We start from the raw sequence: 18,714 nt of genomic DNA, 5'->3' as shown, positions 1-18,714 counted from the left end.
ACATGCGAATGCATGGCGGATGGAACTAATAACGCGGCGATACCGACCCACTGCGCAGACCGCTAGGTCGATGAATTAGTTCCGTCGTCGGCGAGGCGCGCCAGGAACGCGCGCACGTCGTCCGGAGCGTCGAAATGTCCGTCGACACCGAGTGCCCGACGGCCGACCGAGAACGACAGGCCGGCGAAATCCGGCATGATCGCGAACACCGTCTCGTCGGTGACGTCGTCGCCGATGAAGAACGGCTTGCGTCCCTTGAAGGGCGCGTGCCGCATCAGCTCGCGCACGCCGCTCGCCTTGGTGAAGCCGGCATGCTTGATCTCGCACACACATTTTCCGGGCAGCACCTCGATCGGCGCCTCCGGCAACTCGGCGCGGATGCGCGACACCTCCTCGTAGATCGCCTTCTCCGCCTGCGGCGCGAGGCGATAATGCAGCGCCAGCGAGTACCCCTTGTCCTCGAGCAGAATGCCGGGGCTGAGCTTGGCGATCGCAGCGAGCCTGCGCTTCAGCTCCTTGTCCAGCGGCGGCGCCTTGATCGCATCTGCCTCACTGCCACCGCCGAGCCGCATCTCCGCGCCATGACCGCCGACGGCGGGGTAGACCTCCGGCGCGAAGATGAGATCGATGTCGTTGAGCGAGCGGCCCGAGACCAGCGCCAGCGCCCCGGAGGTTCGTTGCAGCAACGCGTTCAGTGCCTCGGCAAGGCCCGGCGGGACCCACACCTCGCGCGGCGTCGGCGCAAGATCGAGCAGGGTGCCGTCGATATCGAGCAGGATCGCCACCTCGCGAAGATGCGGCACGAGACTCACCGGCGTCGGAACGATCTCGGCGGGCTCCGCCGCAGGAGAACCGATCAGATCGGAGTTGTCGGACATCATCATCTACTCCATGACAGCGAGCGGGCGCGCCACCTGCTCGAGCGATTTGCGCTCGGCCGCGATGGCATAGCGCCAAGCGACGAGCGCCGCCACCAGCATCAGCGCGGCACCGAACAGATAGCCGCCGAACACCGCGCCGCGCGCCCCGCTGTCGAGCAGCGCGCCGAACAGCGCGGGTCCCGCCACGCCGCCGATCCCGGTGCCGATGGCGTAGAACAGCGCGATCGCGAGCGCGCGCACTTCCAGCGGAAAATTCTCCGACACGGTGAGATAGGCGGCGCTCGCCGCCGGTGACGCGAAGAAGAAGATCACCATCCAGGCCGCGGTCTGCGTCGCGGCGCTCAGCACTCCGATCGAGAACAGATAGCCGGTGAGCGCGAGCAGCACGCCGGAGACGCCATAGGTGAAGGTGATCATGGCGCGGCGGCCGAGCGTGTCGAACAGACGGCCGAGCAGCAGCGGCCCGAGCACGTTGCCGGCCGCGAAGGGCAGGATGTACCAGCCGACATGATCGGACTTGATGCCGTAGAAGTCGGTCAGCACCAGCGCGAAGGTGAAGAAGATCGCGTTGTAGAAGAACGCCTGGGCGATCATCAGCGTCAGCCCGACCAGCGAGCGCTGACGATAGACCGAGAACAGCGTATGCGCGACCTCTCGTAACGGCGTGTGGCTACGCATCCGCAGCCGCATCCTCGGCAATTCCTTTGCGCGCGCCTCCCGGTCGTGGCCGGTGACGTCGCGTTCGATCTCCGCCACGATCCGATGCGCCTCTTCGGGATGGCCGTGAATCATCAGCCAGCGCGGACTTTCCGGAATCCACATCCGCATGACCAGCACGACCAGGCCGAGACAGGCGCCGATGCCGTAGGCCAGCCGCCAGCCGACATCCGGGCCGGCGACGTCAGGATCGAGCAGCACGATGGCGCCGACGGCGCCGAGCGCGGCACCCAGCCAGAAGCTGCCGTTGATCATGAGATCGGTCCAGCCGCGATAGCGCGCCGGCACCAGCTCCTGGATCGTCGAGTTGATCGCGGTATACTCGCCGCCGATGCCGGCGCCGGTCAGGAAGCGGAACAGCGCGTAGGTCGCGACATTCCACGACAGGGCGGTGGCGGCCGTCGCGGACAGATAGAGCGCGAGCGTGATGAAGAACAGCTTCCGGCGGCCGATGCGGTCGGTCAGCCAGCCGAAGCCGAGCGCGCCGAGCACGGCGCCGGCGAGATAGGCGCTGTTGGCAAGCCCGATGTCGAGATTGGAGAAGTGCAGCGCCGGGCTCTGCTTCAGCGCGCCCGACAAGGCGCCGGCAAGCGTCACTTCGAGCCCGTCGAGCACCCAGGTGATGCCGAGCGCCAGCACGACGCGGGTGTGAAAGGCGCTCCAGCGGAGGTCGTCGAGCCGGGCGGGGATGTTGGTTTCGATGATACGATCCTGGCCAGCCGTGTCGCTCGGCGGCGCGCTGGATTGCGGCGCTGACGTGATGACGCGGAGGTGCGGAAAGGATGCCTGTCGGGGTGCCATGGAATCCCAATGCGACGGCGCGGGTCGCACCGCATGCTCGACCGAGAGGATGAAGCAAATGCGGCAATGAAACCCTGCCGCTGCGACCCAACGTCTCGCCGCGCGCCGGGTTCCCGGAAGTGGGGCGGGGTTCGGCGCTCGACCCGTCCGGGGGCGCAGCGTCTCCTGGGTGAGGCCCAGGCGCGCCTCATTTCAGGTGTCGTCCCGAGCAAGCGGGCGGAGCGAGCGCGACCTGGCATACCGCGTGATGCAAGATTGGGGCACGCGATCGATATCGCCCGCCACATATCGGCCGCGGCGTATGGATCCCGGCGTTCGCCGGGATGACAGCGGAGGGTTTGGCCGCGGGCTCGCCAGCGCATTTGCGAGCGGCGTGAAGACCAGCCGGTCGCCGCAAGACTCACGCCGCGCGGATGTTCGCCATGAAGCGGTTGAGCTCCGCGCGCAGGCGGGCGCTTTCCGAGGACAGCGACTGGGCCGAGCGCAGCACCTCCTCCGAGGCCTCGCCGGTCTGGGTCGCGCCGCGATTGACCTGGGTGATATCGGCGGCGGCGGCCTGCGTGCCTGCCGCGACGCTCTGCACGTTCCTGGCGATCTCCTGGGTCGCGCCGCCCTGCTGCTCGACCGCGGTCGCGATCGACGAGGCGATGGTCGAGATCTGACGGATCGTGCCGCCGATCTGCTTGATCGCGGTCACCGACTCCTGGGTCGCTGCCTGCATGCCGGAGATGTGGTTGGAGATGTCGTCGGTCGCCTTGGCGGTCTGCTCCGCCAGCGACTTGACCTCGGAAGCCACCACCGCGAAGCCGCGGCCGGCATCGCCGGCGCGTGCCGCCTCGATGGTGGCGTTCAGCGCCAGCAGGTTGGTCTGCTCGGCGATCGCGGTGATCAGCTTGACGACGTCGCCGATCTCCTGCGCCGCGCGCGACAGCTTGCCGATGCGCCCGTCGGTCTCCTCGGCCTGGGCCACGGCGGATTCCGCGATGCGGCTGGACTCGCGGACCTGGCGGCCGATCTCGTCGACCGAGGCCGACAGCTCGTCGGTCGCGCTCGCGACCGAGTGGATGCGGCCGGTGGCCTGGTCGGAGGTGCCGCTCACGCGGCTCGCCAGCGACTGCGTGGTCTCGGCGGTGCGCGTCAGGGTCGAGGCCGCCTGCTCGAGGTGCTCGGCCGAGGTCGAGACGTTGGACACGATCGAGCCGACGGCGGTCTCGAACTCGTCGGCGAAGCGGATGAGCTCGGCCCGGCGCGCGGCGCCCGCAGCCTTGTTCTGGGCGTCCTGCGTCGCGGCGTCGCGCTCGGCCTTGGCGACCGCCTGGACCTTGAACTCCTCGACGGCGGCCGCCATCTCGCTGATCTCATCGGCGCGCCCGAGGCCGGGCAGCCGGACGTCGAAATTGCCCGAGGCGAGCTCGCGCATCGCCTTGCACATCGTGATCATCGGCCTGGAAATGCCGTTGCCGAGCATCAGCGCCAGCACGGCGCCGAGCGTCAGCCCGCCGATCGCCAGCATCGCGATCAGCCGCTCGATGTCCGCGATGGTGGTGTTGGCGGCGGCCTCGATGCGCTGCTGGTCGGACGCGACCTCGGATTTCAGCCCGTTCGACAGCGCGATGATCTCGGTCCCGACGACGCCCATCTCCTGTTCGAGCTTGCCGAGCGCTTTCATGTTCTCCGACAGCTTGATGAAGGCGGCGCGGTACTGCTTGATCAGGTCGCCGAGCTCGGCGACGCGCTGGGTGATCTTCTCGTCATTGGCATAGATCGTCACCAGCGAGGTTTCCAGGAAGCGCGTGCGCGCGATGGCGCTGTCGGCCGTCTTGGCATCGGGCTTGGCGATGTAGGTCCCGACCAGCGCGGACACGGTCAGGTACTGGCCGGTGAGGTCCTTGGCCGTCGTCTGCACGGACGGCAGGCCGGCGAGCGCGGCGGTGTCCGCCAGATCATCGAACTTGAAGCGGATCTTGTTGCCGATGATGCCGATCTGGTCGGTCGCCAGCTTCGCGTTCTCGCGGGTCAGGGCAACGATGCTCGAGAATGTCTTGGCGAAGGCCTGAAACTGCGCCTGCAGCTTGCCGACCTGGGCCCGCCGCTCGGCACCGGTCGCAGCCATCGATTTGTCGATCGCGGCCTGGAGCGCCTGCTGGGCAGCGGTGGCCGCCGCCTCGTCGTCGGCTTTGCCGGTCAGGGCATAGTATCGGGCGAGAGCCTGGTACGAGACCAGCTCGCGATCGATGGTGCGGGTGGTGTCGGCTTCCGCAACGCTGCTGCGATAGGCCGCCACCGCTGCGGCGACCCGCTCGAACCCCAGATAGGAGAAGCCGATGCTGACGGCGGAGATGGCCAGCACCACGGCAAAGCCCAGGAAGATCTTGCCGCGAAATCGCAGGGTCAGAAAATTGGCACGCCGCGACTGCGGCGCAAGCTGCGCAGACATTCCCACCCCCGACACGCCATTCTTTATATTGGCCAGAAACCAACTGCCCGGCAGCAACGCACCAGAGCGTGATCAAAACTACGTCACAATGGCTAAGGGGCGGTAAATGGGCGGCATCGGCCTGCGGCCTGCGCTCACCCGCGCCGGTGCCGCCTCGCATGGCGTGCCACATGCGACCGAATCGCCGGGGCCGCGCGCAAGACGTCGCAATGACATCAGAGACGAAAATTCGAGTTGCAAAGTCCTGAGGGCGCTGTTTCTAATCAGAATAAGAAAAATTCATCGGGAGGTTACTCGTGTCGACAGTCAAACTGACGGTGAACGGCAAGGCGGTCTCGGTCGAGGCCGAGGATCGCACCCTGCTCGTTCACCTCCTGCGGGATCATCTGAACCTCACCGGCACCCATGTCGGCTGTGACACCAGCCAATGCGGCGCCTGCGTCGTCCATATCGACGGCCGTGCCGTGAAATCCTGCACCGTGCTGGCCGGCCAGGCCGCGGGCGCCAACGTCACCACCATCGAAGGCATCGCCAAGGGTGACGAGCTGCACCCGATGCAGGCGGCCTTCCGCGACAATCACGGCCTGCAATGCGGTTATTGCACGCCGGGGATGATCATGTCGGCCATCGACATTGTGCACCGCCACGGAGGCGAGCTCGACGAGAGCACGGTGCGCGAGGAGCTGGAAGGCAACATCTGCCGCTGCACCGGCTATCACAACATCGTCAAGGCCGTGCTCGACGCTGCCGGACGGATGAAGGTCGCGCAAGCTGCCGAATGAGGCCGGCGAGAGCCGCCGTTTACCGCAATACCGAGACCACGACCGCTGCGCGCGATGGCCGCGGCGGGACAATAGAACTCCAGTAGGGGAGAGATTCGCATGGGTATGGAAGGCATTGGCGCCAGCGTCGTCCGCAAGGAGGACAAGCGTTTCATCACCGGCAAGGGCCGTTACGTCGACGACGTCAAGCTGTTGGGCATGACCTTTGCCCATTTCATCCGCAGCCCGCACGCGCACGCCAAGGTCAAGAGCATCGACTCCTCGGCCGCCGAGGCAATGCCCGGCGTGGTCGCGGTGCTCACGGGCAGGCAGATCGTCGACGACAAGGTCGGCAACCTGATCTGCGGCTGGGCCATCACCTCGAAGGACGGCTCGCCGATGAGGATGGGCGCATGGCCGGCGATGGCGCCGGAGACCGTGCGATTCGTCGGCCAGGCCGTGGCGGTCGTGATCGCCGAGAGCAAGAACCTCGCCCGCGACGCCGCCGAGGCCGTCGTGGTCGAATATGAGGAGCTGCCGGCGGTCGCCGACATGCCCTCCGCGCTGAAGCCCGGCGCGCCGCAGCTTCACCCGGAGGCCCCCGGCAACGTCGTCTATGACTGGCATATTGGCGACGAGGGGGCGGTCAACGCCGCCTTCGCCAAGGCCGCCAACGTCGTCACCCTGGAATTGACCAACAACCGGCTGGCGCCGAACGCGATGGAGCCGCGCGCGGCGATCGCCGAGTACGATGCGGCCGAGGAGCATTTCACGCTCTATACGACGTCGCAGAACCCGCACGTCGCTCGCCTGGTGCTGTCGGCGTTCTACAACATCGCACCAGAACACAAGCTGCGCGTCATCGCGCCCGACGTCGGCGGCGGCTTCGGCTCCAAGATCTTCATCTATCCCGAGGAGATGGTGGCGCTGTGGGCCTCCAAGAAGGTCGGCCGTCCGGTGAAGTGGACCGGCGATCGCACCGAGGCGTTCCTGACCGACGCGCACGGCCGCGACCACATCTCCAAGGCCGAGATGGCGCTCGATGCCGACAACAAGATCCTGGGGCTGCGGGTCAAGACCCACGCCAATTTCGGCGCCTACATGTCGCTGTTCTCGTCCTCGGTGCCGACCTATCTGTACGCGACCCTGCTGTCGGGCCAGTACAACATCCCGGCGATCTATGCCGAGGTGATGGGCGTCTATACCAACACCACGCCGGTCGACGCCTATCGTGGCGCCGGACGCCCTGAGGCGAGCTACCTGCTGGAGCGGCTGATGGAGACCGCAGCGCGTCAGCTTAAGGTCGATCCGGCCGAGCTGCGGCGCAAGAACTTCATCACCCAGTTCCCGCACCAGACCCCCGTGATCATGGCCTACGACACCGGCGACTTCAACGCCTCGCTCGACGCGGCGATGAAGGCGATCGACTACGCCGGCTTCCCGGCGCGCAAGGCGGCCGCCAAGGCGCAGGGCAAGCTGCGCGGCCTCGGCTTCTCCTGCTACATCGAGGCCTGCGGCATCGCGCCGTCAAAGGCAGTCGGCAGCCTTGGCGCCGGCGTCGGTCTGTGGGAATCGGCCGAGATCCGCGTCAACCCGGTCGGCACCATCGAGGTGCTCACCGGATCACACAGCCACGGCCAGGGCCACGAGACCACCTTCTGCCAGCTGATCGCCGAGCGCCTGGGCGTGCCGATCAGCCAAGTCTCGATCGTTCATGGCGACACCGACAAGGTGCAGTTCGGCATGGGCACCTACGGCTCGCGCTCGGCCGCAGTCGGCCTCACCGCGATCCTCAAGGCGATGGAGAAGGTCGAGGCCAAGGCCAAGAAGATCGCAGCGCATGCGCTGGAGGCCTCGGAAGGCGACATCGTCATCGAGAACGGCGAGTTCAAGGTGACCGGCACCGACAAGTCGATCGCGCTGCCGATGGTCGCGCTCGCTGCCTACACCGCGCACAACCTGCCGGACGGCATGGAGCCCGGATTGAAGGAGACTGCGTTCTACGATCCGACCAACTTCACCTTCCCGGCCGGCACCTATATCTGCGAGCTCGAGGTCGACGAGGCCACCGGCAAGACGTCGTTCGTCAACTTCGTCGCGGCGGACGATTTCGGCCGGCTGATCAACCCGATGATCGTCGAGGGCCAGGTCCATGGCGGTCTGGTCCAGGGCATTGGCCAGGCGCTGCTCGAGCACGCAATCTATGACAGCAACGGCCAGCCGGTGACGGCATCGTTCATGGACTACGCGATGCCGCGCGCCGACGACGTGCCGTCCTTCAAGCTGAGCCACACCACGACCCTGTGCCCGGGTAATCCGCTCGGCGTGAAGGGCTGCGGCGAGGCCGGCGCGATCGGCGCATCCGCCGCCGTGATCAACGCGATCACGGATGCGATCGGCAACAACAAGCTGGAAATGCCGGCGACGCCGGACCGCGTCTGGCACGCGATCCACGGCAACGCCTGATCGAACGGAGGAGCAACCATGTATCAGACGACTTATCATCGTGCCTCCTCGGTCGACGAGGCGGCGGCGCTGTTCGCCAAGGGCAGCGAAGCCAAGTTCCTTGCCGGCGGTCACACCTTGATCCCGGTGATGAAGCAGCGCCTTGCTGCTCCGTCCGATGTCATCGACATCGGCAAGATCAAGGACCTGATCGGGGTGCAGTTGTCGGGCGACACGCTCGTCATCAAGGCCGCGACGACCTACTACGACATCATGACCAATGCCGATGTGAAGAGGGCGATCCCCGCGATCGCCCATCTCACCTCGGTACTCGGCGATCCCGCGGTGCGCGCCCGCGGCACGATTGGCGGCTCGATCGCGAACAACGATCCGGCGGCGGATTTCCCGGCGGCGCTGATCTCGCTCGGCGCCACCGTGAAGACGAACAAGCGGTCGATCTCGGCGGATGATTTCTTCAAGGGCCTGTTCACGACGGCGCTGGAGGACGGCGAGATCATCACCGAGGTGTCGTTCCCGGTGCCGGAAAAGGCCGGCTACGCCAAGATGCGCCACCCGGCGTCGCGTTTCGCGCTCACTGGCGTGTTCGTCACAAAGACGAAGGGCGGCGACGTCCGCGTTGCGGCCACCGGCGCTTCGCAGAGCGGCGTGATGCGGGTGCCGGCGATCGAGGCGGCGCTGAAGTCGAACTGGTCGGCCTCGGCGATCGACGGGGTCACGGTGTCGGCGTCAGGCCTCTTGAGCGACATCCACGGCTCCGCCGATTACCGCGCCAATCTGGTGAAGGTGATGGCGCAGCGCGCGGTGCAAGCCGCGGGCTAAGTCCGCGGCGCGGATCATTCCGCGCAACGGCAGATCAAATTCCACACGGCGCGCAGCGATGCGCGCCGTTTTGCTTTGCGGCATACGGCGCGCTTGCGTTGGCCTGATGCACGCGGGACAATCAAAGGATCAGGAAACGCATCGCGCGTGATGATGTTTGATTGATGCGGACAGCAGCCAAGCACACCCACCCTCCCCTGGAGGCGGAGGGTGAAGGTCACGGCGACCATCTTTGTCCGATCGACCTCATCACGCGCCGAAGCACCGCAGGGACAAGACAAACGTGCTCGACAAGACCGCACCACAGACCGAGATCCGCGCCACCGGACCGCTCGCGGGCTTCCGCATCGTCGAGTTCGCCGGCATTGGACCGGGTCCGTTCGCCTGTATGCTGCTGGCCGACATGGGCGCGGAGGTGGTGACGCTCGATCGCGTCGGTGCGCGCAAGACCATGAAGTCGGTCGCCGGCCGCGGCCGCAAGGTGATCGAGCTGGATCTCAAGGACAAGGGGGTCATCCCCCAGGTGCTCGATCTGCTCGCCGGTGCCGACGCGCTGATCGAGGGTTTCCGGCCCGGCGTGATGGAGCGGCTGGGCCTCGGCCCCGAGGTCGTGCTCGCGCGTAATCCGAGGCTCGTCTACGGCCGCATGACCGGCTGGGGCCAGGACGGACCGCTGGCGCATGCGGCCGGTCACGACATCAACTACATCTCGATCACCGGCGCGCTGGCCGCGATCGGACCCAGGGAGCGGCCGGTGCCGCCGCTCAACCTGGTCGGGGATTTCGGCGGCGGCGCGCTCTATCTGGTCGTCGGCGTGCTTGCCGCACTGCTCGAAGCCTCGAAGTCCGGTAAGGGGCAGGTGGTGGATACCGCGATGTGCGACGGCGCGGCCTCGCTGCTCGCGATGTTCTTCGACCTCACCGCGATGGGCCGCTGGACCGAGGGGCGCGAGCGCAACTTCCTCGACGGCGGCGCGCACTTCTACGGCGTCTACGAATGCGCCTGTGGCAACTTCATCTCCATCGGCTCGATCGAGCCGCAGTTCTACGCGCTGCTGCGGCAGCATGCCGACCTCTCCGATCCCGCCTTCGATGCGCAGATGGACCCGCGCGCCTGGCCGGCGCTGAAGGAGAAGCTGGTCGCGGTGTTCAAGAGCAAGACGCGCGAGGAATGGTGCGCGATCATGGAGGGCACCGACATCTGCTTCGCGCCGGTGCTGACGATGTCGGAGGCGCCGAAGCATGCGCACATGGCCGCGCGTGGCGTGTTCGTCGAGCGGCACGGCGTGACGCAGCCCGCGCCGGCGCCAAGGTTCTCGCGGACGCCGTCGAATATCCGCGAGCCGAAGGTGACGGAGATCGGCGCTGTGGTAAGCGCTTGGCAGGCAGGGCGGTAAAGCTCGATCGCTGCAGCAGCGCCGATCGAGCGCTGCTCGACTGTTCCGATGTCAACGAGTTGGCTACGCCGTCGCCTCAATCTCAGTGTCGTCCCCGCGAACGCGGGGACCCATAACCACCGGCCGTCCTGAGACGACGATTATCTGTCGCCGTGCCTCATCGACGCACCCTGCGGTATGGGTCCCGAGTCGGTGCCCAACGCCGCTTACGCGCCGTCGGGCTGGCCCGGGACGACAGTTGAGAGTTTGGCGGCAAACTGCCTCCAATCACGCCGTCATTGCCAGCGAAGCCAAGCATTCCAGGGACAGACGGAAGTCTGGATTGCTCGTCGCTCCGCTTCCCGCAATGACGGCCTGCTTCCTTCGCCTACTCCGCCGCCTCCACCTTCAGCACGCCGCGGCGGATCTGGTCTTCCTCGATCGACTCGAACAGCGCCTTGAAGTTGCCTTCGCCAAAACCGTCGTCGCCCTTGCGCTGGATGAACTCGAAGAAGATCGGCCCGATCGCATTGGCCGAGAAGATCTGCAGCAACACCTTGGTGTGACCGCCAGCGACGACTCCCTCGCCATCGATCAGGATGCCGTTTCTCTGCAGGCGGGTGAGGTCCTCGCCATGTTTGGGCAGGCGAGACTCGATGCGCTCGAAATAGGTGTCGGGCGGCGACGGCATGAACGGCAGGCCTGATGCGCGCAGGCCCTCGACGGTGGCGTAGATGTCGCGGGCGCCGCAAGCAATGTGCTGGATGCCTTCACCGCAATAGATCTTGAGATACTCCTCGATCTGCCCGGAATCGCCGGCATCCTCGTTGATCGGAATCCGAATCTTGCCGTCGGGGCTGGTCAGCGCGCGCGAGAACAGGCCGGAGGCGCGGCCCTCGATGTCGAAGAAGCGGATCTGGCGGAAGTTGAACAGTTTCTCGTAGAAGCCGGCCCAGACATCCATTCGGCCGCGGTGCACGTTGTGGGTCAGGTGATCGATGTAGTACAGGCCGGAGCCTACGGGGCGCGGGTCGCGCGCGCCGGTCCACTCGAATTCGAGATCATAGGCCGAGCCCTTGGCGCCGTAGCGATCGACCAGATACAGCAGGCTGCCGCCGATGCCCTTGATGACAGGAACGTCCAAGGTCTTCTGCGATGCAGGCAGGTCGGCCGGCTCGGCACCGAGCGCGATCGCGCGGTCGTAAGCCTTGTTGGCGTCGACCACGCGGAACGCCATCGACGGTGCACACGGCCCGTGCGCGGCGACGAAGTCGTGGCCGTGGCTGCCCGGCTCCTCGTTGACGAGGTAGTTGATGTCACCCTGGCGGTACAGCGTGATCGCCTTGGTCTTGTGGCGCGCGACCGCGGCGAAGCCCATCAGCTTGAACAGCGCGTGCAGCTCGCTTGCTTCGGGGTGCGCATATTCGACGAACTCGAAGCCGTCCGTGCCCATCGGGTTGTCGGCGGAGATGGTGGCAGGAGGCGCATCGTGCGGAAATGGACCCATCGGGGGAAGCTCCTTCAGCTTGATGTGCCGATCATCTCCCGAATTCCGCGCACAGGGCATGCAAACCATTGTCATTTTCGCCTGGATATGCACGATCCATGCACGACCAGAGGAAATGGCGCATGATTTCGGTCGACAGCTTCGATCTCCGTATCCTGGCCGCGCTGCAGGACGACGGCCGGCTCACAAACCAGGAGCTGGCCGACATCGCCGGCCTGTCGGCCTCGCAGTGCTCGCGGCGCCGGATGCGGCTGGAGCAGGACGGCGTGATCGCGGGGTATCGCGCGCAGCTCGCCAGCCAGGCGCTCGGCTTCGAGCTGATTGCCTTCATCCAGATCACCCTGGCGACGCATTCGCCCGACAATGCGCAGAAGTTTCGCGCGCTGGTCAACCGCGTCGACGACATCCAGGAGGCCTACGCGCTGACCGGCGATTCCGACTATTTGCTCAAGGTCGTGCTGCGCGATCTCAAGAGCCTGTCCGACATCGTCAACAACGTGCTGATGCCGCACCAGAGCGTGGCGCATGTCCGCTCGTCGATCGTACTCGACCGTCTCAAGGAGAGCACCAGGCTGCCGCTGGCGTTGCTGCCATCGAGCTGATCCGGCCTGGCGCAAATCGAGGGAAATCCGCCATTCAACATCGCTGGCACCTCTGCGACACTCACCTGTTTCAATCACCCGGCGAGACGACCATGGCCCTGCAGCTTCGTCCCAACTGCGAGTACTGCGACAAGGACCTGCCGCCACAGGCGCAGGACGCGCGCATCTGCTCCTATGAATGCACCTTCTGCGCCAACTGCGTCGAGACGAAGCTATTCAACGTCTGCCCGAATTGCGGTGGCGGCTTCGCGCCGCGGCCGATCCGCCCCGAACACGAATGGCGGCCGGGCGTCTGCGCGGTGAAACAAGTGCCGTCGGACAAGCGCGTGCATCTGAAATATTCGGCCGAGGATGTAACTGCCTTCGTCGCTGGCGTGAAGGACGTGCCGCCGGTGGAGCGCTAGGCCCTTCCCCCCGTCATTCCGGGGCGCGCGTAGCGCGAGCGCGGAATCCATACTCACAAGCGAACGTGTAGCTCGAGCTATTCGTGGCTATGCCCTCCATCCACACTCTCGATCGTGATTATGGATTCCGGGCTCGGCCCTGCGGGCCGCCCCGGAATGACTGCGGAGGGTATGGCGGCTATTCGGCTACGACGATCGTCCCTTCCACCTCGCCGAAGCCGACGCGATAGCCCTCGCCCTGACACCAGCCGCGCATCACCAACGAATCGCCATCCTCCAGGAATGTGCGCTTGATTCCACCCGCGAGCTCGACCGGCTCGGTGCCGTTCCAACTGATCTCCAGCAGGCTGCCGCGCTGGTGCTTTTCCGGACCGGAGATGGTGCCGCTCCCCAGGAGATCGCCGACACTCATGGCGCAGCCGGACGAGGCATGGTGCATCAGCTGCTGCACGCTCGACCAGTACATGTACTTGAAATTGGTCTGCGCGATGGTCTGCGCGGCGTTGCTGCCGGAGGCGCGCAAGGCCACGTCGAGGGAGAGATCGTAGTTCTGCGCCTCCTTCTGCCGCAGGTAGGGCAGCGGCGTCGGATCCTGCGTTGGCCCCGACACGCGGAACGGCTCCAGCGCCTCCCGCGTCACCACCCACGGGCTGATCGACGTCGCAAACGCCTTGGCCTGGAACGGGCCGAGGGGCACATATTCCCATTGCTGGATGTCGCGCGCGCTCCAGTCGTTGAGCAGCACGAAGCCGAAGATCATCGCCTCCGCCTGCGCCTCGGTCAGCATCTCGCCGAGCGGCGAGGACTGGCCGATGACGACGCCCATCTCCAGCTCGAAATCGAGCCGCTTGCATGGCCCGAAGCTCGGCACGTCAGCGCCCGGCGGCTTCAGCTGTCCGCGCGGCCGACGCACTCGGGTGCCCGACACGACCACGGTCGACGCGCGGCCGTTATAGCCGATCGGCATGTGCAGCCAGTTCGGCTGCAGCGCATTGTCCTTGCCGCGGAACATGACGCCGACATTGGTGGCGTGCTCCTTCGACGAATAGAAATCCGTGTAGCCGGCGACATGGAACGGCAGATGCAGCGTAACGTCGGAGCGCGGCAGCAGCGCCCGGCTACGCAACGGCTTGTCGTCGCGCAGCCGCGGATTGTCCTGGCGCAAGAGGGCGCTGATCGCAGCCCGCGTCTTCGACCACACGGCGGGGCCGAGCGCCATGAAGGCATTCAGCGAGGATTGCGCGAACACCTCATAGGCCGGCGCCAGATCGAGCAGGCCTTCGTCCTCGAGCACCGCGAGGTCGAGGACGACGTCGCCGATCGCCACGCCGACGCGCGGCTTCGGCGAGTCGGCGGCGGAGAACACGCCGTAGGGCAGGTTCTGGATCGGGAAGTCCGAGGCCGGATCGACCGGGATGAAGGAGCGGAGCGAGGGATCGTTGGGGTGGGGCACAGTTGTCTTCCTGAGTTCGGACCATGTCTCCGCTCGTCATTCCGGGGCGCGCGCAGCGCGAGCCCGGAATCCATAGCAACGGGCAGATGTGTGGGGCACAGTGGTTGTGGCCGAGCTTTGCATCCCCACGGCCGATCGTGGTTATGGATTCCGGGCTCGCCGCTGCGCGGCGCCCCGGAATGACGGCGGAGGTCGTGGCTACGGCCGGTTCGGATCGAAGCGCTTTTCGAGCCCGTTCCAGCAATCGGCATAGTCCGGCTGCAAGGTGCCGGACTCCGCCGCATGCTTCGTGATGCGCTGGGGAAAGCGCGTCTCGAACATGAAGGCCATGGTGCCTGTGAGCTTGACCGGCTTCAACTCGCCATTGCTGGCGTGATCGAACGCCTCGCGATCCGGCCCGTGCGGCAGCATGCAGTTGTGCAGGCTCATGCCACCCGGCACAAAGCCCTGCGGCTTGGCGTCGTAGACGCCGTAGATCAGCCCCATGAACTCCGACATGATGTTCATGTGATACCACGGCGGACGGAAGGTGTTGTCGGCCACCATCCAGCGCTCGGGGAAGATCACGAAGTCGATGTTGGCGGTGCCGGCCGTCTCCGACGGCGAGGTCAGCACGGTGAAGATCGACGGATCGGGATGGTCGAAGCCGATGGCGCCGACCGGCGAGAAGGTGCGCAGGTCGTATTTGTAGGGCGCGTAGTTGCCGTGCCAGGCGACGACGTCGATCGGAGAATGTTCGAGCTCGGTCTTGAACAGCGCGCCGCCCCACTTGACGTAGAGCTCGGTCGGGGTGTCCTTGTCCTCGTAGGAGGCGACCGGCGTCAGGAAGTCGCGGGCATTGGCGAGGCAGTTGGCGCCGATCGGTCCGCGCTCCGGCAGCGTGAAGGCGCCGCCATAATTCTCGCAGAGATAGCCGCGCGCCGGCCCCGCCGGGATCTCGACCCGGAACTTGACGCCGCGCGGGATCACGACGATCTCGCCGGGCTCCGCATCGATGCGGCCGAACTCGGTGACGAGCTTGAGGCGCCCCTGCTGCAGGACGAACATCAGCTCGCCGTCGGCATTGTAGAAATGCTGGTCGACCATCGACTTGGTGATGACGTAGACATGCGCGGCCATGCCGGCCTGCGTCGCGGCGTCGCCGGCCGTCGTCATGGTCTGCACGCCCTGCAGGAACGTCACATCGCCCGATGGCAACGGTGTCGGATCCCAGCGCAGTTGCTGCACCGTGATCTCCCGCTCGTGGCAGGGCGCGGTGCGCCACAGCCCGGCATCGACCTTGGCGAAGCGGCCGGAATGCTTCACCGAGGGCCGGATGCGATACAGCCAGGAGCGCTCGTTGGACCCGCGCGGCGCGGTGAACGGCGAGCCCGAGAGCTGCTCGGCATAGAGCCCGTAGGCGCAGCGCTGCGGCGAGTTGCGCCCGATCGGCAGTGCGCCGGGCAGCGCCTCGGTCTCGAACGAATTGCCGAAGCCGGACATGTAGCCCGGCATCACCTGCCCGGTGGCGCGGTTGAGCTGGTCAGGCGATGTGTTGACGTTCATCATCCTTCTCCTTGCAGGCGGGCCCACATCTCGCGGTCGCGCTCGGCGGTCCAGATCACGGGATCGTCGATACCGCTGGCCTCGTCATAGGCGCGCGACACGTTGAACGGCAGGCAGTGCTCGTAGATGGCGAAGCTCGAGAATTTCGGATCCATCACCTCGCGCGTCGCCGCCATCGACTCCTTCAGGCTGCGTCCCTTCGCGACCGACATCTCGGCCGCGCCATACAACGATGTGACGAAGTCGCGCGTCATCGCGATCGCCTCGCGCACGGTGGCCTCGCCCTTCAGCGCATCGCCGCGGCCTGGCGCGATCGACTTGGGATTGAAGTCGCGGATCTCGTTCAGGGTCGACGGCCATTCGCGCAAATAGGCGTCGCCGCAATAGCAGGCCGAGTGATATTCGATGAGATCGCCGGAGAACATCACCTCGGCGTCCGGCACCCAGGCGACGATGTCACCGGAGGTGTGGCCCGCACCGAGCTGGATCAGTTGCACCTCGCGCTTGCCGAGATGGATCGTCATCTCGCCTTCGAAGGTGAGCGTCGGCCAGGTCAGGCCGGGAATGCTCTCGGCGTCCTGGAACAGCCGCGGGAAGCGGCCGTATTCGGAGTCCCAATCCTGCTGGCCGCGCTCGACGATCAGCCGGCGCGTCTCCTGCGAGGCGACGATGCCCTGGGCATGATAGGCCGAGGCGCCGAGCACGCGCACGGCGTGGTAGTGCGACAGCACGACATATTTGATCGGCTTGTCGGTGACGGTCCTGACGCGCTCGATCACCTTGTTGGCCATCGCCGGCGTGGCCTGCGCGTCGAACACGATGCAGCCGTCGTCGCCGACGATCACCGCCGAGTTCGGATCGCCCTCTGCCGTGAACGCATAGAGATCCGGACCGATCTCCGAGAAGGTGACCTTCTTCTCGGCGAGATCCGTGGTCGATGCGAAACCTTTCGCCATCAGTTCATTCCTTGTGTGCGCAGCAACCTATTGCTGCTGCTGTTGTTGCTGTTGACCGGTATCGGCCATGCTGCGTTTCGCCAGCGCGATCGCCTCGCCCAGCACACCGATGTCACCGATGTGATTGGCGAGGATCAGCACCAATGCCGCATCGAGATCGGCGCTTTCGAGGTCCGAGAGGCCGCGATGCGCTTCGACAATGGCGCGGAAGGCATCGTCGGGCTTGGCGAAATTGGAAACGGTCGAGAGTGTCATCGTTGCGGCTCCCTCAGCTCAGACCGGAGGCGCGCGCGACCGCTGCCGCGATGGTGGCGCGGCTCGGGTGCCGGAAGCGCGCCGCGACATAGCCGTCCGGACGCAGCAGATAGGATGTGCCGGGTTCGGCCCCGTAACGCTTGCCTGCGAAACCCTCGCCATCGGCAAGTCCATTCGGACCGCCGATGCTGACGACACCGACATCGTCGGGCACATCGATCGCCTCACCATTGGCAAAGGACAGCAGGGTGAAACGCCGGCCCTGAGCATTGAATGCATCGGTGAGGTGAAGGTGCCGTCCGTCTGCCGTCTCGAGCGGCGCATCCGGCATCGATGTTCCCGGACGAGGGCCACTATGCCAAGCCTCGTCGTCGTCGGTCGACAGCGGCGTCTGGTAGACCGAGGGAACCGACAGCCGTCCGCCATTGACCATGCGCTTGCCGAATTCGGTGTCCCTGGCGAGCGCGAGCACCACCTTGCGCAGCCGCGCCTCCTGGTGCGAATTCGGCGCCATGAAATCCGTCGCCCGCGTGGATTCGCGAATGTTTTCGTCGGCGGCCGCGCTTCGCTCCAGATGGTAGGTCTCGAGCAGCGCCGCGGGCGAGGTTCCGCGCAGCACGCGATCGAGCTTCCAGGCCAGATTCTCGGCATCCTCCAGCCCCGAATTGGCACCGCGCGCGCCGAACGGCGAGACCTGATGGGCGGAATCGCCAGCGAAGACGACGCGACCATGAATGAAGCGCTCCATGCGCCGGCACTGGAATTTGTAGAGCGAGATCCATTCGAATTCGAACTGATCATGGCCGAGCATGCGTGCGATCCGGGGCCGCACATTCTCCGGCTGCTTCTCGACGTTGGGATCGGCATAGCGGCTGAGCTGCAGGTCGATGCGCCAGACATTGTCCGGCTGCCGGTGCAACAGCGCCGAGCGCCCGGCATGGAACGGCGGATCGAACCAGAACCAGCGCTCGGTGGGAAATTCGGCCGTCATCCTGACGTCGGCGATGAGGAACTGATCCTCGAACACCTTGCCGGAGAAACCCGCGCCGACCATCTGGCGCAGCGACGAGCGCGCACCGTCGCAGGCGATCACATATTGCGCCGACAGTCGATAGGGGCCGTCCGGCGTCTCGATCGTCAGCACGACATGATCGTTGCGCTGTTCGAGCGCGGTGACCTTGTTACGCCAGCGCAGCGAGATCGAAGGCAGCGCGTTGACGCGATCGACCAGATAGGCCTCGGCATAGAACTGCTGCAGGTTGATGAAGGCCGGCCGCTTGTGTCCGGGCTCCGGCAGCAGGTTGAACTGATAGAGCTCGGACGGACCGTGAAAGATGCGGCCGACGTTCCACACCACGCCCTTGTCGACCATCCGGTCGCCAACGCCGAGACGATCCCAATATTCCAGCGAGCGCTTGGAGAAGCAGATCGCGCGCGAGCCCTCGCCGATCCGGTCGGCATCATCGAGCACCACGACCGCATGGCCGCGCTGGGCAAGATCGATGGCAAACGACAGCCCGACGGGACCCGCGCCCACGACGACGACCGGATGCGCGGCCGGCGTGGCCTGATCCTGGTCTTCGTGCCGATGATAGCCGAACTGAACCTTCGCCTGGCTCGCGCCCTGCCCCGGATTGGCCTGCACCATGGCTTGCTCGCCTTGTGGTTTTCTTGGACTTTCGAAGCGACGACTTTCGAAGCGACCGACATTTCCTCGGGCGAGGCATCTGGCCGT

At 65.9% G+C, this 18,714-nt stretch carries 15 protein-coding genes; 6 read left to right on the top strand and 9 right to left on the bottom strand.

All coding sequences use genetic code 11. From position 1 onward, the window contains the following. Positions 1-62: 62 nt before the first annotated feature. The 3 genes from otsB to QW863_RS11410 form a co-directional block, all read right to left on the bottom strand. Complete coding sequence (gene otsB / locus QW863_RS11420) at positions 63-884, bottom strand: trehalose-phosphatase (protein ID WP_315717021.1); 822 nt, start codon at positions 882-884, stop codon at positions 63-65. Beyond that, entirely contained in the window at positions 885-2,399 is a 1,515-nt protein-coding gene (locus QW863_RS11415) for an MFS transporter (RefSeq protein ID WP_315717020.1), read from the bottom strand. It abuts the gene before it with no gap. 400 nt (positions 2,400-2,799) lie between these two features. Further along, on the bottom strand, positions 2,800-4,836 hold the full coding sequence (locus QW863_RS11410) for a methyl-accepting chemotaxis protein (protein WP_315717019.1): 2,037 nt from the start codon (positions 4,834-4,836) through the stop codon (positions 2,800-2,802). Between the two features lie 296 nt (positions 4,837-5,132). Here QW863_RS11410 and QW863_RS11405 point away from each other — a divergent pair, with 296 nt between their 5' ends. The 4 genes from QW863_RS11405 (at position 5,133) to QW863_RS11390 (ending at position 10,278) form a co-directional block, all read left to right on the top strand. Further along, positions 5,133-5,618, top strand: coding sequence for a (2Fe-2S)-binding protein (locus QW863_RS11405; protein ID WP_315717018.1), 486 nt, complete (start codon positions 5,133-5,135; stop codon positions 5,616-5,618). A 99-nt stretch (positions 5,619-5,717) separates the two neighbouring features. Then, complete coding sequence (locus QW863_RS11400) at positions 5,718-8,063, top strand: xanthine dehydrogenase family protein molybdopterin-binding subunit (protein ID WP_315717017.1); 2,346 nt, start codon at positions 5,718-5,720, stop codon at positions 8,061-8,063. Positions 8,064-8,081: 18 nt separating this feature from the next. After that, complete coding sequence (locus QW863_RS11395; RefSeq protein WP_315717016.1) at positions 8,082-8,882, top strand: xanthine dehydrogenase family protein subunit M; 801 nt, start codon at positions 8,082-8,084, stop codon at positions 8,880-8,882. Positions 8,883-9,165: 283 nt separating this feature from the next. Next, positions 9,166-10,278: a CaiB/BaiF CoA-transferase family protein gene (locus QW863_RS11390; protein ID WP_315717014.1), complete on the top strand. Its 1,113-nt coding sequence runs from the start codon at positions 9,166-9,168 to the stop codon at positions 10,276-10,278. Positions 10,279-10,645: 367 nt separating this feature from the next. On the opposite strand, the gene hppD is transcribed toward QW863_RS11390, so the two are convergent. After that, positions 10,646-11,764 carry a 4-hydroxyphenylpyruvate dioxygenase gene (gene hppD, locus QW863_RS11385; RefSeq protein WP_315717013.1) on the bottom strand — a complete coding sequence of 373 codons (1,119 nt, stop codon included), beginning with the start codon at positions 11,762-11,764 and terminating at the stop codon, positions 10,646-10,648. A gap of 122 nt (positions 11,765-11,886) precedes the next feature. Between hppD and QW863_RS11380 the strand changes: the two genes are divergently transcribed. Next, the gene (locus QW863_RS11380) at positions 11,887-12,366 is read left to right on the top strand and encodes an Lrp/AsnC family transcriptional regulator (protein ID WP_315717012.1); all 480 of its coding nucleotides are present in this window, start codon (positions 11,887-11,889) and stop codon (positions 12,364-12,366) included. A 92-nt stretch (positions 12,367-12,458) separates the two neighbouring features. Beyond that, positions 12,459-12,770, top strand: coding sequence for a DUF1272 domain-containing protein (locus QW863_RS11375; protein WP_315717011.1), 312 nt, complete (start codon positions 12,459-12,461; stop codon positions 12,768-12,770). Positions 12,771-12,948: 178 nt separating this feature from the next. Here the strand turns inward: QW863_RS11375 and fahA are convergent, their stop codons facing one another. The 5 genes from fahA to QW863_RS11350 form a co-directional block, all read right to left on the bottom strand. Beyond that, a complete protein-coding gene (gene fahA / locus QW863_RS11370; RefSeq protein ID WP_315717010.1) occupies positions 12,949-14,223 on the bottom strand; it encodes a fumarylacetoacetase in 1,275 nt (424 codons plus the stop codon). Between the two features lie 198 nt (positions 14,224-14,421). Beyond that, positions 14,422-15,768, bottom strand: coding sequence for a homogentisate 1,2-dioxygenase (gene hmgA, locus QW863_RS11365; protein ID WP_315717009.1), 1,347 nt, complete (start codon positions 15,766-15,768; stop codon positions 14,422-14,424). After that, complete coding sequence (locus tag QW863_RS11360) at positions 15,768-16,724, bottom strand: MBL fold metallo-hydrolase (RefSeq protein ID WP_315717008.1); 957 nt, start codon at positions 16,722-16,724, stop codon at positions 15,768-15,770. The genes hmgA and QW863_RS11360 overlap by 1 nt, the downstream gene beginning before the upstream one ends. 27 nt (positions 16,725-16,751) lie before the next feature. Further along, positions 16,752-16,979: a DUF2783 domain-containing protein gene (locus tag QW863_RS11355; protein ID WP_315717007.1), complete on the bottom strand. Its 228-nt coding sequence runs from the start codon at positions 16,977-16,979 to the stop codon at positions 16,752-16,754. A gap of 13 nt (positions 16,980-16,992) precedes the next feature. Then, positions 16,993-18,627, bottom strand: coding sequence for an FAD-dependent oxidoreductase (locus QW863_RS11350; RefSeq protein WP_315717006.1), 1,635 nt, complete (start codon positions 18,625-18,627; stop codon positions 16,993-16,995). Between the last annotated feature and the right edge of the window lie 87 nt (positions 18,628-18,714).

The organism is Bradyrhizobium sp. SZCCHNR1017 (assembly GCF_032381375.1).
Taxonomy (GTDB): domain Bacteria; phylum Pseudomonadota; class Alphaproteobacteria; order Rhizobiales; family Xanthobacteraceae; genus Bradyrhizobium.
Note: the sequence above shows the minus strand (reverse complement) of the source record. Positions and strands in the feature narration are given on the sequence as shown.

Coding starts and splice junctions, on each gene's coding strand:
- otsB (WP_315717021.1), bottom strand. CDS start 884: ATGATGATGTCCGACAACTCCGATCTGATCGGTTCTCCTGCGGCGGAG.
- QW863_RS11415 (WP_315717020.1), bottom strand. CDS start 2,399: ATGGCACCCCGACAGGCATCCTTTCCGCACCTCCGCGTCATCACGTCA.
- QW863_RS11410 (WP_315717019.1), bottom strand. CDS start 4,836: ATGTCTGCGCAGCTTGCGCCGCAGTCGCGGCGTGCCAATTTTCTGACC.
- QW863_RS11400 (WP_315717017.1), top strand. CDS start 5,718: ATGGGTATGGAAGGCATTGGCGCCAGCGTCGTCCGCAAGGAGGACAAG.
- QW863_RS11395 (WP_315717016.1), top strand. CDS start 8,082: ATGTATCAGACGACTTATCATCGTGCCTCCTCGGTCGACGAGGCGGCG.
- hppD (WP_315717013.1), bottom strand. CDS start 11,764: ATGGGTCCATTTCCGCACGATGCGCCTCCTGCCACCATCTCCGCCGAC.
- QW863_RS11380 (WP_315717012.1), top strand. CDS start 11,887: ATGATTTCGGTCGACAGCTTCGATCTCCGTATCCTGGCCGCGCTGCAG.
- QW863_RS11375 (WP_315717011.1), top strand. CDS start 12,459: ATGGCCCTGCAGCTTCGTCCCAACTGCGAGTACTGCGACAAGGACCTG.
- hmgA (WP_315717009.1), bottom strand. CDS start 15,768: ATGAACGTCAACACATCGCCTGACCAGCTCAACCGCGCCACCGGGCAG.
- QW863_RS11360 (WP_315717008.1), bottom strand. CDS start 16,724: ATGGCGAAAGGTTTCGCATCGACCACGGATCTCGCCGAGAAGAAGGTC.
- QW863_RS11355 (WP_315717007.1), bottom strand. CDS start 16,979: ATGACACTCTCGACCGTTTCCAATTTCGCCAAGCCCGACGATGCCTTC.
- QW863_RS11350 (WP_315717006.1), bottom strand. CDS start 18,627: ATGGTGCAGGCCAATCCGGGGCAGGGCGCGAGCCAGGCGAAGGTTCAG.